Here is a 13,721-nt window from a genome sequence, read left to right on the forward strand (position 1 = left end):
TCCCGTGACCCGCCTCCCGTGGCCCGTGGCCCGTGGCCCGAAACGGGGAACGGGGAACGGGCCAGGGGACACGGGACTCGGGTCACGGCAACGGAGAAGCCGGCAACGGTAACGGTAACGGTAACGGGTGACGGAGCCCGGAGGACCCGTCATGTCTGAACGGATGCGCTACTGAAAATTTGCGCAGTGTCAGGGTCCCATGGATCATCCCCTCCATGCTCACGACCCTGCGCATCTCCGGCTTGGCGGTCGTCGACGCGGTCGAGGTCCGGTTCGGCCAGGGGCTGAACGTCCTCACCGGTGAGACCGGCGCCGGAAAGTCGATCCTGGTGAACGCGCTGCACCTCGTCCTCGGCGGTCGCATGACGGCCGAGGTCCTGCGCGAAGGCGCCGACGAGGCGGTGGTGGAGGCGCTCTTCGAGCTGCCCGCGGCCCACCCGGTGTTCGGCCGGCTCGAGGCCGCCGGCGTGGCGCCTCCCGCGGGGGACACGGCCGAGCTGCTCGTCCGGCGCGTCGCCGCGCGCGGCGGCCGGGGCCGTGCGTTCGTGAACGGCGCGCTCTGCACGGTGTCGATGCTCGAGACCGCGCTCCGCGGCGTCGTGGACATCTCCGGCCAGCACGAGCACGTCTCGCTCCTCGACCCGGCGACCCACCTCGACCTGCTCGACGCGTTCGCGCTGCGCCAGGCGCGAGGCGACGGCGGGCCGGACGATCCCGAACCGGGCGACGCGGAACCGCTCCTCCGGTACCGCGCCGCCCACGCGGCGCTCGCCGCCCTCGTCCGTGAGCGAGACGCGCTCGCCGCGGACGAGGGCGAGCGGGCGCGGCGGGCGGATTACCTCGGGTTCCAGCTGAAGGAGCTCGCGGCCGTGGACCCGCGCCCCGGCGAGCTCGAGGCGCTCGAGGCGGAGCGCCGCGTGCTCGCGTCCGCCGAGAAGCTGCGGGAGGCGGCGCGGTCCGCCGAGGCCCTCGCGTACGGTGAGGAGGGCAGCGCGTCCGAGCGGGTGGGGCAGGCGGCGCGCGCGCTCGCCGAGGCGACGCTGCTCGACCGGCGCCTCGAGGCGCCGCTCGGGCTGCTTCGGTCGGCGGCGGTCGAGCTCGAGGAGGCCGGCCGCGAGCTCGGGCGGTACGCGGAGGCCGTGGGCGGCGATCCCGAGCGGCTGGCCGAGGTCGAGGACCGCCACGAGCACCTGAAGGCGCTCGCGCGGAAGCACGGCGGCTCGCTCGAGGCCGCGATCGCCCGGCGCGCGGAGATGGTGGCCGAGCTCGCGCGCCTCGCCGGCGGCGGCGACCGGCTGAAGGACCTGTCCGGAGAGATCGAGGCGCGGGGGAAGGACGCCGTCCGGCTCGCGGGCGCGCTCAGCCGGGCCCGCGAGGAGGCCGCGCGCGGGTTCGCCGAGTCCGTCCGCCGCGAGCTCGCCGGCCTCGCCATGGGCCGGTGCCGGCTGGAGGTCGCGCTCCTGCCGCCGGAGAGCGGGATCGAGTTCGGAGGGAAGGTCCTCGCGCCGGGAGGGGCCGAGCGGGCCGAGATCCTCATCTCGCCGAACCCGGGCGAGCCGCCGCGGCCGCTCGCGCGGATCGCGTCGGGCGGTGAGCTGTCGCGGATCCTGCTCGCCGTGAAGCGGACCCTCGCGCGCCGCGATCCGGTGTCGACTTACGTGTTCGACGAGGTGGATGCGGGGATCGGCGGCGCGGTGGCGGAGGCGATGGGGCGCGTGCTCGCCGACGTGTCCCGGGGGCGGCAGGTCATCTGCATCACCCACCTGCCGCAGGTCGCCGTGTTCGCGGACCGGCACCACCGGGTCGAGAAGAAGGTCGCCGGCGGCCGGACGCACACGTCGGTCGCGCTCCTCGATCGCGAGGAGGACCGGCGCCAGGAGGTCGCGCGGATGATGGCGGGCGTGACCGTGACCGCCTCCGCGCTCGAGCACGCGGCGGCGCTCATCGAGGCCGCACGGCGTCCGCCGCTCTCCGCCGACAACGGACGGCGGGCGGCGCCGGGACGCGCCGCAGCGCGGCGGCTCAAGGCGGGCTGACGGCACCCGCTGCGCCCCGCGCGTGCGGTGGGCAACTTCTGGGGCCGAAACCCTGCGTTGACCCTAGGTGGTTCGCGAGGTTACGCTTTTCCTGTGGCGGCCACGCAAGCCCTCACGATCGCAGCGAGCGGCCAGACGGACGTCGGGCAGCGGCGCGATCACAACGAGGACGCGTACCTCGTCGACGCCGACCTGAACCTGTTCGTCGTCGCCGACGGCATGGGCGGCCACGCGGGCGGGGGCACCGCCTCCCGGCTGGCCGTCGAGACCATCCGCGACACCGTCCGGGACGCCCGGGAGCGTGAGCCGGAGCTGTTCGGCGCCGGGGCCGGGGTCGAGGACAGCCCGCTTCCGGACGTCCTTCGCGAGGCCGTGGAGGCGGCCTGTGCCCGGATCTTCCAGACCGCGCAGGCGGAGCCCGAGCTCGCCGGCATGGGCACGACCGTCACGGCCGCGCTGCTCGAGGGATCCGCCGCGTTCGTCGCGCACGTCGGGGACTCCCGCTGCTACCTCGTCCGGGACGGTCGGATCTACCAGGTCTCGGAGGATCACTCCCTCGTCAACGAGCAGCTCAAGGCGGGGGCGATCAGCGCCGAGGAGGCGAGGCACAGCCGGTTCAAGAACATCATCACGCGCTCGGTCGGGTTCGAGCGTCAGGTGCAGGTCGACCTCATGGGAATCGAGCTGCAGCAGGACGACGCGCTCGTGATCTGCTGCGACGGACTCTCGAATCTTGTGGAAGACCCCGAGATCCTCCAGGTCGTCGAGGAGACCCCCGTCGACGATGCGCCGGCCCGCCTCATCGCCCTCGCGAACGCGCGCGGCGGCGACGACAACATCACGGTCATCGTGATCCGCGCGCGGCCTCCCGTCGCAGCCTGAGCCACCCTGCCGCGCCCGCCGTGAGCGCCCCCAGACGCCTTTTCTCGCGCTCGATCGCCTCGCTGGCGTCGGCGGCGACGCGCCGGGCGCCCTCCTGGGAGGGGATACGTGGGTAAATCCCTTTCTTGACAGCCAAGTAGGCCCTCTGCTACCCGTCTGGATCTCAGCGCGTCCCGTGTATCCGGGACTGGCGTTCTCACCCCGCGTCCGGCGTCGCTAGCTTCACGAGCGCGCGACGGAACGGTGAAGCTCGGAGCGATCGACGGAATGGCCGTACCGCCCAAGAGCCAGGTCTTCACCGTCATCGTGGTCAGCGACCACTCGCAGGCCGTCCGGAAGTTCCGGCTGCCGCGGAAGTGGCTCCAGAACACCGCGTACGCGGTGGGCGGCGTCCTGCTCATCGGTCTCATCACCACCGGCCACTACTTCTCCCTCCTCGGAGCGTCCTCCGAGAACGCCGTCCTGAAGGAGGAGAACGCACAGCTCCGCTCGCAGATCCTCCTCGTGCAGGAGAAGGTGGCGCACATCTCGGCCACCCTCGATCGCGTCGAGCGGTTCGACGCCAAGCTCCGGACGGCGGTCACCCAGCTCCAGGATCCCGAGCGGAACCTCGCCATCGGGCCGGTGGGCACCCCCGAGACCGAGCCGACGATCCCGGGCCCCGCACCCGCGGCCGAGGGGAACCTCTCCGCGCTGCCCGGGAAGCTCACCTCGCTCGAGACCGAGGCGTCCCGCCAGGAGCAGAGCCTCCGCGAGCTGCAGGAGTACTTCGACGACCAGCGCTCGCTCCTCGCCTCGACGCCGTCCATCTGGCCGACGCGCGGGTGGGTCACCTCCGACTTCGGCACGCGCATCGACCCGTACACCGCCGAGCGCCGGATGCACCAGGGCCTCGACATCGCCACGCCGCACGGCCAGCCGGTGTACTCGCCGTCGGACGGGACCGTCGTCTTCGCCGGGGTCGAGTCCGGGTACGGCAACGTGCTCGTCATCGACCACGGCTACGGCGTGAAGACGCGTTACGGCCACCTCTCGGAGATCTTCGTCCACCTCGGCGACCGGATCCGGCGCGGCGACAAGGTGGCCGCCGTCGGCAACACCGGCCGCTCGACGGGGCCGCACCTGCACTACGAGGTGCGCGTGAACGGAATCCCCGAGAACCCGCGGAAGTTCATCCTCGAGTAGCGCCGCTCCGCGTCGAGCTTGACGCGGGCGCGCGGGCGCGCGACTCGATCCCCGTGACGAAGACGACGACGCTCCTCCTCCTCGCCGCGCTCGCGGCCGGGTGTGCGCACGCGACCGGCGGCCGCGCGGGCGAGGGCACGGACGGCGCGCGGAGCACGGGGGCGGTCCGGAGCGGGGACGCGAACGCGCCCGCGGCGGAGGGCGCGCCCGTGGCGCGGCCGGAACCCAGGCCCACGCCCGTCCCCGCCCTCCCCGTCACCTTCGCCGCGGTAGGCGACGTGATGCTCGGCTCGACCTTCCCGGACGAGACGGGCGGACAGCTGCCGCCCGACGACGGCCGCGCGCTCCTCGTCGAGGTGACGCCGATCCTCGCCGCGGCGGACGTGACCTTCGGGAACCTCGAGGGCCCGCTCCTCGACGGCGGCACGAGCGAGAAGTGCAAGGGCTCGAAGAGCGGCCGCTGCTACGCCTTCCGCGTCCCGACCCGCTACGGCGAGCTCCTGCAGGCGGCGGGGTTCGACGTGGTGAGCCTCGCCAACAACCACATGGGCGACTTCGGCGACGACGGGCGCCGCTCCACGCGCGAGGCGCTCGACCGGGTCGGGATCCGCTACTCCGGCGCGCCCGGCGAGGTGGCCCGGCTCGAGGTGCGCGGGACGCGGATCGCGGTCGTGGCCTTCTCGGTCTCGGCGGGCACCAACGACCTCACCGACATCCCGGGCGCGGTCGCGCTCGTCCAGGCGCTCGCGAAGGAGGCGGACCTCGTGGTCGTCTCCATGCACGGCGGCGCGGAGGGCGCGGACTACCAGCACGTGCCGGCGGGGGTCGAGACGTTCTACGGGGAGAGCCGCGGCGATCTCCGCGCCTTCACCCACGCGGTCGTGGACGCCGGTGCGGCCCTCGTGCTCGGCCACGGGCCGCACGTCGTCCGCGGGCTCGAGGTCTACCGCGGGCGGCTCATCGTCTACTCCCTCGGGAACTTCGCGACCTACGGCGGGATGAACCTGAACGGCCCCAACGGCCTCACGGCCGTGCTCGAGGCGCGGCTGGCGCGCGACGGCACCTTCCTCGGCGGCCGCCTGCACCCCGCGCGACAGGAGAGGCCCGGCGGTCCGCGCCTCGATCCGGCCGGGACCGTGATCCCCATCGCCCGCCAGCTCTCGCGCGAGGACTTCGGCGCCGCGGCCGTCGAGATCTCGGACGACGGGACCCTCGCGCCTCCGCCCCCGGCCGCGCCCGCGGCGGCGCCGGGCGCGTGAACCGGCAGCCGGTCAGCGGCCCCGGTCCCGGAGGAGCTCCGGCGGAAGCCGCGCGAGCTCGATGCGCCCGTACCCCGCGAACAGCTGCGCCGCGAGCAGCGGGATCTCCGGCCGCGTCGCGCGGGTCTTCACGCGGAGCGGCGTGTTCAGCTCCGCGCCGTCGGGGCCGTGCGCGTCGTCCGGGTGATCGAGGTTGAGGCGGCCGCGCGCGACGCCGCGGCCGCCGAGGTGGAGGAACGTGACCGTGCCGCGCTCGACGGACTCGACGATCCCGACGTGCGTGAGCCCGTCGTCGGCGCGGCCATTCCGGTCCCGATCCCAGGTGTCGTGGAAGAAGACGAGATCGCCCGGGCGCGGCCACTCGCCGCCGCCGCCGAACAGGACGCCGTGGGCCTCGATCGCCCTGAATGCGGCGGCGACCCCGGACGTCTCCCGGGGGGAGGTGCGCTGCATCAGGGTGCGGAGCGGGATCCCCTCCGCCTCGTACACCGCCTCGACGTAGCCGATGCAGTCCGCGTTGAAGCGGGATCCGTTCACGACGAACGGGCGGGCCGTCCCGAGGAGGGTGCCGGCGCGGGCGGCCAGCCGCTCGGAGAGCAGGTCCTCGTCGCCCGGCCGCAAGCTGCGGGCGGCCCCGGCGCAGCCGGAGAGGGCGAGGACGAGGAGGACACCGAGCGGCAGGAGACGCGCCACGGACGTCACTCTAGAAGAGGGGCCCCGCCTGTCCAGTCGGAGCCCAAGTGTGCGAAGGTGCTCCCATTTGATTTCGTCTGGCGCGGAGTTACCTAAGCAGGTAGCCTCGGCGGCCCTCCGGAGCCCAGGGTCCCGGGGGCCGCAGCCCACATCGAAGGCGCTGCGCTGGCGGAACGCGTCCGGCCGGGCGCCTGTTCTCGTCTGACGGGGCCGCCGCGCGGGCCCCGCACCCCCTGGGTCCGCGAACCGGAGATTCGAGCAGAAAACATGTTCAACTACGTGATGAAGAAGGTCCTCGGGACCAAGAACGAGCGCGAGCTGAAGAAGATCCGTCCGCTCGTCGCCCGGGTCGCGGAGCTCGAGCCCAGGATGAAGGCGCTCAAGCCCGAGGACTTCCCGCGCCTCACGGCGGAGTGGAAGGCCCAGGTGCAGAAGGGCCGGAGCCTCGACGAGCTGATGCCCGAGGCGTTCGCCCTCGTCCGCGAGGCGGGCGTGCGCGCCCTCGGGATGCGCCACTTCGACGTGCAGCTCATCGGCGGCGCGGTCCTCCACTCCGGGAAGATCGCGGAGATGAAGACCGGCGAGGGCAAGACGCTCGTCGCGACGCTGCCCTGCGTCCTGAACGCCCTCTCCGGCCGCGGCGTCCACGTCGTCACCGTGAACGACTACCTCGCCCGGCGCGACTCCGAGTGGATGGGCCGGCTCTACCGCTACTGCGGCCTCTCGACCGGCGTCATCGTGCACGGCCTCACCGACCGCGAGCGGCAGGAGGCCTACGGGTCGGACATCACCTACGGGCAGAACAACGAGTTCGGGTTCGACTACCTCCGCGACAACATGAAGTTCCGGCTCCAGGACTACGTCCAGGGCGAGCTGAACTTCGCCATCGTCGACGAGGTGGACTCGATCCTCATCGACGAGGCCCGCACCCCGCTCATCATCTCCGGCCCGTCGGACGAGTCCTCGGACCTCTACTACAAGGTGAACCAGGTCATCCCCTCGATGATCCGCGACGTCGACTTCACCGTCGACGAGAAGAGCCGGACCATCGTGATGACCGACTCCGGCGTCGAGAAGATGGAGAAGAAGCTCTCGGTCGGGAACCTGTACGCGCCCGAGGAGATCGAGACCCTCCACCACGTCGAGCAGGCCCTCCGCGCGCACCACCTCTACCGGAACGAAGTGGACTACGTGGTGAAGGAGGGCGAGGTCATCATCGTCGACGAGTTCACCGGCCGGCTCATGCCGGGCCGGCGCTGGTCCGACGGCCTCCACCAGGCGGTCGAGGCGAAGGAAGGCGTCAAGATCGAGAACGAGAACCAGACCCTCGCGACGATCTCCTTCCAGAACTACTTCCGGATGTACTCGAAGCTCGCGGGCATGACCGGCACCGCGGACACCGAGGCGGAGGAGTTCGCGAAGACCTACAACATCGACGTCGTCGTGGTGCCGACGAACCGGAAGAACGTCCGCCAGGACTCCGAGGACGTCGTCTACAAGACCGAGGGCGAGAAGTTCAACGCCATCTGCGACGAGATCGGGGCCCGGAACCAGAAGGGCCAGCCGGTGCTCGTCGGCACCGTGTCGGTCGCGAAGAGCGAGGTGGTCTCCTCGCTCCTCAAGCGGCGCGGCATCCCGCACAACGTCCTCAACGCGAAGCACCACCAGCGCGAGGCGGAGATCGTCGCGCAGGCCGGCCGCAAGGGCGCGGTGACGATCTCCACCAACATGGCGGGCCGCGGCACCGACATCATCCTCGGCGGCAACCCCGAGATGATGGCGAAGCACGAGGTCGGCCCCGAGCCCGACGCGCCGATGGAGGGCGAGGAGGAGGCCGCGTTCCTCGCGCGGAAGGAGGAGTGGGCGCAGCGCCTCGAGGCCCGCACCGCGGAGCTCAGGGCGCAGACCGCGGCGGAGCACGAGCAGGTGGTCGGGCTCGGCGGCCTCCACATCGTCGGCACCGAGCGCCACGAGTCGCGGCGCATCGACAACCAGCTCCGCGGCCGCGCCGGCCGCCAGGGCGATCCGGGCTCGTCGCTCTTCTACCTGTCCCTCGAGGACGAGCTCATGCGCATCTTCGGATCCGAGCGGATCCAGGGGCTCATGAGCCGGATGGGGATGAAGGACGGGGAGCAGATCGAGCACCCCTGGCTCACGAAGGCGATCGAGGGCGCGCAGAAGAAGGTCGAGGCGCACAACTTCGACATCCGGAAGAACCTCCTCGAGTACGACGACGTGATGAACCAGCAGCGCCGGTCGATCTACCGGCTGCGGCGGATGGTGCTCGGCTTCGGCGCGGGCGTTCCGGTCGTCGAGTACGACGAGGACCCGAAGACGAAGAAGAAGACGCGCAAGGAGCAGGTCTTCACCTGGGACGACGCGCGCGAGAACGTGCTCGACCTCCTCGAGGACCTCGTCATCGACATGGTCGGCGCGAGCTGCCCGAACCGGATGGCGGACTGGAACCTCGACGGCCTCGCCGCCATGGTGAAGGACCAGTTCGGCATCGAGATGAAGTTCGCGCAGCCCGCCTCGAGCAAGGCCGCCGAGGCGCGCCAGGTCATCGAGGAGCAGGTCTTCAACGTCGTCGAGAAGGCCTACCGCGCGAAGGAGGAGGAGCTCGGGAAGGACCCCGACGGCATCCCGGTGCTCCGGCGCTGGGAGCAGTACCTGTACCTGCAGGCCATCGACCAGCAGTGGAAGGACCACCTGCTCTCGATGGACCACCTGCGCCAGGGCATCGGGCTCCGCGGCTACGGCCAGAAGGACCCGAAGCAGGAGTACAAGAAGGAAGGCTACGAGATGTTCGTGCAGATGACCTGGCGCGTGAAGAGCGCGGTCATCGGCAACCTGCTCCGGCTCCAGATCGTGCGCCAGGAGACCGCGGAGGAGATCGAGGCGAAGCGGCTCGCGATGCAGCGCCGGGCGATGCAGCGGATCACCGAGAGCCACGCCGACGCCGGCGCGGGCGCCGACGGCGAGCAGGAGAAGCCGCGGGCCAAGCAGGAGACGGTGGTCCGCACGCAGCCGAAGGTCGGCCGGAACGATCCGTGCCCGTGCGGCTCCGGCAAGAAGTACAAGAAGTGCCACGGGGCGAACGAGGTGAGCGCGTAGGGCCGCTCGCCGCTGGCTCAGGTCGAGGGCGGCCTCCGTGCTTCGGTGCGGGGGCCGTCGTGTTTTCGGGGGGGGGGAGTCGTCGGGTCGTCGGGCCGTCGGGTCGTCGGGTCGTCGGGTCGTCGGGAACGGGTGAGGGGCCACGGGCCAGGGGCCACGGGAAGCGGGACACGGGAGGCGGGAACGACTGAGCGGTAACGGTGACGGAAACGGTAACGGCAACGGGCGGGACGCGAGCGACGCTCTCGCACGCCGTTACCCTTACCGTTACCGTTTCCGATCCCGTTCTCCGTGCCCCGTGCCCCTGTCACCCCTCCCGCCCGGGGCGCGGCGCAGCGCAGAGGGGCTCCCTCGCTCCGATCGCGCTATCACCCCCTTCATGGCCCGCACCGATCGGACTGCCCGGATCGCGGCCTCGGTCGCGCGCTCCGCGGGCGCGCCGGAGCTGGTCGACACCCTCACCGCGCTCGAGGGGAGCGCGCTCTCGTCGCTGCTGCTCGAGGTGTTCCGCGCGCGCGCCGCGCGCGTCTCTCCTGCCGACCTGCTCCACGCCGCGGAGCGCGCCGTGCACCAGCCGTCCTCGGCGGACGCGCGCCTCCTGAACCGCTTCGACGCCGCCGCGTTCGGCGCGGCTGCCGGGTTCGAGGCGCGCGACCTCGCGCCGGTGGCGCCCCTGGGCGCGTGCGCCGCGCTCGCGGGGGTTCACCCGAACAACGTGCTCGGCGCGCTGCGGGGCGCCGAGGTCCTCGGGGATCCGACCGTCCCGCTCGCGCTCGAGGCGGCGCTCCGCCGGCGCGACCGCGAGGCCCGGCGCGGACCGCCGCTCCGGCTCTGCGCGAGCGCGCGGCTGCTCCGGCTGCAGCCGGTGGACGCGCCAGGCTTCACGCCCCACTTCCGGCTCTTCTCTCTCGTGACCGCGGGCCGTGACGTGGGCGAGCACCGGTTCGAGACCGACGCGCTCACCGATCACGTCCTCGTCTGGCTCCGGCTCGCGTCGACCCTCCAGCGCCAGGGCTTCCGGTTCCGCCGGATCGAGGTGGAGATCTCGGATCTCGAGGCCATCTCCGCGCTCCTCCGGGCCCAGGGCGTGGACGAGGACGAGATCCGCTCGGTGGCGGCGGCCCACCGCGTCGGCGCCGCGGACGCGGTGCTCGCGGAGCGCGGCGTCGAGCTGCCGTCGGTGGTGGACGATCCGCGCGCCGCCCTCGGCGCGGCGCACGCGCAGCTCCCGGAGGAGGTCGCGCTCCGGCTCGACCGCGTCCGCGAGCGCGTCTTCCCGGTGATCGCGGCCGCGTACCCAGCGGTCGTCCTCCGCCTCGATCTCTCCCGCCTCGAGGGCCTCGGCTACTACCGCGGCCTCGCGCTCCGGATCCGCTTCCACGGCCCCGCCGGCATGCTGCCCGTCGCCGACGGCGGCGTCACGACGTGGACGCAGGCGCTGCTCTCGGATCGCAAGGAGCGGCTCTTCGTCTCGGCGATCGGGACGGAGCTCCTCTGCAAGCTCTACCGGCCGCTGGGCTGAGCAGCGCGGCGGTCGAGGCGCGGCGTTCGCAGGGTCGCGCGAGGTTCGCGGGGTGGGGGGCGGGGCGTAGCCCCCGACGAGATCAGAAGGCCTCGAGCACGAGCACGTATACCTCCGGGCCGGCGCCGTCGATCGCGCAGTCGACCCGGATGTTCGCGCCGGCGTCGGTGAGCCGGAACCGCAGCCCGACGCCCCCGGCGGCCTTGGGGTGGGAGAGCGTGAGGGCGCTCAGCGAGGGCGCGACATCGCCGATCCCGGCGAACGCGACCGCCGAGAAGCGACCGCGCACCGGGACGCGGAGCTCCGCCTGCGTCGCCCAGTCGAGCCGGTCGCGGTACCGCCCCTCGCGGATCCCGCGGAGGAACCGGGTCGACCCGATCTTGGGCAGCAGCGTGAACGGCGGCGTGCCGTGGGCGCCCTCGCCGTAGGCCTGGAGGCCGAGGACGCGGCCGCCGCCGAGCGGGAAGAAGCGGCGCCACTCGAGGACGCCGCGGCCGAACGGCTCGTGCTTCCCGAACGCCTGCGGCGAGTAGACGTACCAGGCCTCGGCGAAGGTGCCGCGCGTGGACCAGAACGCGTTGTCGCGCGTGTCCCAGGTGACGCTCCCGCCGACGCCCGCGGCGGAGTAGCCGTTCGAGCCCGGGAGCGTGCCGGACGCGATCACGCCGCCGGGCTGCGCGTCCGTGACCTCCTCGGCGCGGAGATCGAGGCGGGGCCCGGCGCGGAGGCCGGGCACGCGCGGGATCGGCAGCTCCACGGTGGCGACCGCCTCGACGTAGCGCCGGGTGAAGGTCTCGCGCTGCGAGGTCTGCGTGTTTGGGCCGATCCCGTAGAAGATGTCCGGGAAGTGGACCGCCCGGGCGCGACCGGACACGAGCGCGCCGCCGGGCGTGTACACGTCGGCGGCGACGTCGATCGAGCCCTGCTTCTCGAGCGTGTAGACCGCGGCCGCGAACACGCTCGACGGCCGCGTCGTGTCCCGAAGGTGGAAGTGCAGGCCGCCGGTCGCGCCGAAGCCGAGGCGGGTCTCCGGCAGCCAGAACAGCACCGGGAGGGCGAACCAGCTCGTACGCTGGTGCATCGTGGCCTCGACCGCCGCCGCCGCGGCGGGGTGGGCGGGCGTCTCCGGGGTGGGCGCCGGGCCGGCGGGGGCGGCCGGTTCGTCGCCGCTCGCCGGGGTCTGCGCGCCGCCGTGCGCGGGCGCGTCCGCGGAGGTCGCGGGGGCAGCCGGCGGCGCGGCGGTGGACGGCGCGGCGGCGCCGCCGGGGGAATCCGCCGCGAGGAGGGCGGCGAGGAGGACGGCGAGCGCGGTCACGCGGCCCGGAACTTAGCACCGCGGCCGTCGGGTCGCAGCGTCACCGCAGCCGCACGCCGTAGATGGTCCCCGCGCGCGTGCCGACGACCGCGATGTCGTCGTAGACGGCGGGTGAAGCCTCCACGGTGCCGTCGAGCGGCAGCGTGAACGCGACGGCGCCGTCGGCGGCGTCGAGGAGGAGGAGCCGTCCGCTCCGGTCCGCCTGCAGGAGCCACGTCTTGCCGGTCTCCCGGTCACGCACGGCGGTCGGGGAGGACCACGCGTCGGTCCGGAGCCCGCGCCGCCACAGCTCCCGGCCGTCCGCCTTCGCGAGCGCGAGCACCGTCCCGCGCTCCGGGCACCGCGACAGCGTGAACACGACCCGGTCCGCGAGGTCGTCGCGCCCGACCACCGGCGTCGCGAACACGCCAGCGTCCGTCGGGTGCGCGCTCGTGTGGTCGGCCCGGCACGCGACGTCCTTCTCCCAGCGCACCGCGCCGGTGAGCGCGTCGAGCTTCCGCAGCCGCGCGAACCCGGTCTCGCCCTGCTCGTCGACCTCGGAGGCGGTGTACAGCACCGGGCCGCCCGGCTCCTCGTCGAGGACGAGGCTCGCGTCGGTGTCGTCGCCCGCCTCGAAGACCCACGCCGGCCGGAACGTGGCGAGGTCGAGCGCCTGGATCGTCCCCGAGTTGTCGGCGAGGAAGACGAGGTTCCGGTACACCGCGAGCGAGCTCTCGATCCCCTCCCGGACGGTCCGAGGGTCGCGGAACCTGTAGCGGACGACGCGCGGCGCGACCTTGATGCTCAGCGCGATCGGGTCGAAGTCGGTGTGCAGCTCGAGCAGGTAGACGATCCCGTTCTCGCCACCGACGAGGTAGGTGTCCGTCTCGCGGTTCAGCAGCCCCGAGCTGTCGAACGCGCCCCAGTGCCGCCGCGCGGCGGGGTCGCGGCCGGCGAGGAAGAAGACCTCCTCGCCGGAGACGAGGGAGTACACGCGCAGCCCGATGGGCCGCGCGGCGGGGATGCCCTGGCCGACGAAGAGCAGCGGCCAGCCACGCGCGTCGAGCGAGACGCTCCCCTTGATCGGGTTCCCGGTCCGGATCGGCGGCCGGGTGGGCTTCCCGGTGCGGAGGTCGAGGAAGTAGACGTTGCCATCGAGCGAGCCCTGGATCACCTCGACGAGGTTGCCGTCCGCGCGCCGGGTCCCGAGCGCCGGCATCGAATGGCGCACCACGTCGGGCCAGCGGACGACCACCGGCTCGCCGGTCCAGCCGGCGCCGCCGCCCCAGTGCGGCCCGCCCGCGCTCGTCTTGAAGCGCCAGGCGACCTCGAGCCGGCGCTCCGCGAGGTGCCGGGTGCCCGTCGCGCCGCCGCTGCGGGTCGGGCCGCCGCGGAAGGTGAGGACGCCATCCACCTCGGTGTAGCGCTCCGGGAATACCTGGGGACGGAGCGCCGGCGCTGGCGGGAGGTCGCCCGTGCCGAGGAAGAACTCGGAGCGGATGGAGGCGAGGGAGGCGGCGTTGCCGGCGGTGGTGATCGGCGCGGGGCGGCCGGGGCGGGTCGGGATCGGGGTCGGGATCGGGATCGCGGTCGCGGGTGTCGGGCCCGGGTCCACGGGAACGGCGGGCGGGGGCGCGGGCGCGGCGAGCGGGTTCGCGCTCGGGTGCAGTCGCGGGGATGCGCAGGCGAGCACCAGCGAGAGCACGAGCGGCCGCTTCACCGGTCGAGGTTACCCC

The 13,721-nt window shown here is 73.1% G+C and carries 9 protein-coding genes; 6 read left to right on the plus strand and 3 right to left on the minus strand.

Features of this window, described 5'->3' with window-relative positions; translation table 11 throughout:
- The first annotated feature begins 215 nt into the window (after positions 1-215).
- The 4 genes from recN to AMOR_RS17065 all read left to right on the plus strand — a co-directional run bounded on the left by recN (position 216) and on the right by AMOR_RS17065 (position 5,362).
- On the plus strand, positions 216-2,036 hold the full coding sequence (gene recN / locus AMOR_RS17050; RefSeq protein WP_248352757.1) for a DNA repair protein RecN: 1,821 nt from the start codon (positions 216-218) through the stop codon (positions 2,034-2,036).
- A 93-nt stretch (positions 2,037-2,129) separates the two neighbouring features.
- A complete protein-coding gene (locus tag AMOR_RS17055) occupies positions 2,130-2,918 on the plus strand; it encodes a Stp1/IreP family PP2C-type Ser/Thr phosphatase (protein WP_248352758.1) in 789 nt (262 codons plus the stop codon).
- A gap of 267 nt (positions 2,919-3,185) precedes the next feature.
- Positions 3,186-4,103: a M23 family metallopeptidase gene (locus AMOR_RS17060; RefSeq protein ID WP_248352760.1), complete on the plus strand. Its 918-nt coding sequence runs from the start codon at positions 3,186-3,188 to the stop codon at positions 4,101-4,103.
- Positions 4,104-4,156: 53 nt separating this feature from the next.
- On the plus strand, positions 4,157-5,362 hold the full coding sequence (locus AMOR_RS17065) for a CapA family protein (protein WP_248352761.1): 1,206 nt from the start codon (positions 4,157-4,159) through the stop codon (positions 5,360-5,362).
- A gap of 12 nt (positions 5,363-5,374) precedes the next feature.
- Here the strand turns inward: AMOR_RS17065 and AMOR_RS17070 are convergent, their stop codons facing one another.
- Positions 5,375-6,055 carry a CHAP domain-containing protein gene (locus AMOR_RS17070; protein ID WP_248352762.1) on the minus strand — a complete coding sequence of 227 codons (681 nt, stop codon included), beginning with the start codon at positions 6,053-6,055 and terminating at the stop codon, positions 5,375-5,377.
- A 267-nt stretch (positions 6,056-6,322) separates the two neighbouring features.
- On the opposite strand from AMOR_RS17070, the gene secA reads away from it, so the two are divergent.
- Together secA and AMOR_RS17080 are read left to right on the plus strand one after the other, a co-directional pair.
- Entirely contained in the window at positions 6,323-9,169 is a 2,847-nt protein-coding gene (gene secA, locus AMOR_RS17075; RefSeq protein WP_248352763.1) for a preprotein translocase subunit SecA, read from the plus strand.
- 379 nt (positions 9,170-9,548) lie between these two features.
- Positions 9,549-10,691: a hypothetical protein gene (locus AMOR_RS17080; protein WP_248352764.1), complete on the plus strand. Its 1,143-nt coding sequence runs from the start codon at positions 9,549-9,551 to the stop codon at positions 10,689-10,691.
- A gap of 82 nt (positions 10,692-10,773) precedes the next feature.
- Here AMOR_RS17080 and AMOR_RS17085 read toward each other — a convergent pair whose 3' ends face one another.
- A complete protein-coding gene (locus AMOR_RS17085) occupies positions 10,774-12,006 on the minus strand; it encodes a BamA/TamA family outer membrane protein (protein WP_248352765.1) in 1,233 nt (410 codons plus the stop codon).
- Positions 12,007-12,046: 40 nt separating this feature from the next.
- Positions 12,047-13,705 (minus strand): outer membrane protein assembly factor BamB family protein, encoded by a 1,659-nt coding sequence (locus AMOR_RS17090; protein WP_248352766.1) that lies wholly within the window; start codon positions 13,703-13,705, stop codon positions 12,047-12,049.
- Between the last annotated feature and the right edge of the window lie 16 nt (positions 13,706-13,721).

The sequence above is a fragment of the Anaeromyxobacter oryzae genome, from assembly GCF_023169945.1.
GTDB lineage: Bacteria > Myxococcota > Myxococcia > Myxococcales > Anaeromyxobacteraceae > Anaeromyxobacter > Anaeromyxobacter oryzae.

What these genes read in the sequence shown, in the direction of transcription:
- AMOR_RS17080 (WP_248352764.1), top strand. Translation starts at nt 9,549, where the DNA reads ATGGCCCGCACCGATCGGACTGCCCGGATCGCGGCCTCGGTCGCGCGC.
- AMOR_RS17060 (WP_248352760.1), top strand. Translation starts at nt 3,186, where the DNA reads ATGGCCGTACCGCCCAAGAGCCAGGTCTTCACCGTCATCGTGGTCAGC.
- recN (WP_248352757.1), top strand. Translation starts at nt 216, where the DNA reads ATGCTCACGACCCTGCGCATCTCCGGCTTGGCGGTCGTCGACGCGGTC.
- secA (WP_248352763.1), top strand. Translation starts at nt 6,323, where the DNA reads ATGTTCAACTACGTGATGAAGAAGGTCCTCGGGACCAAGAACGAGCGC.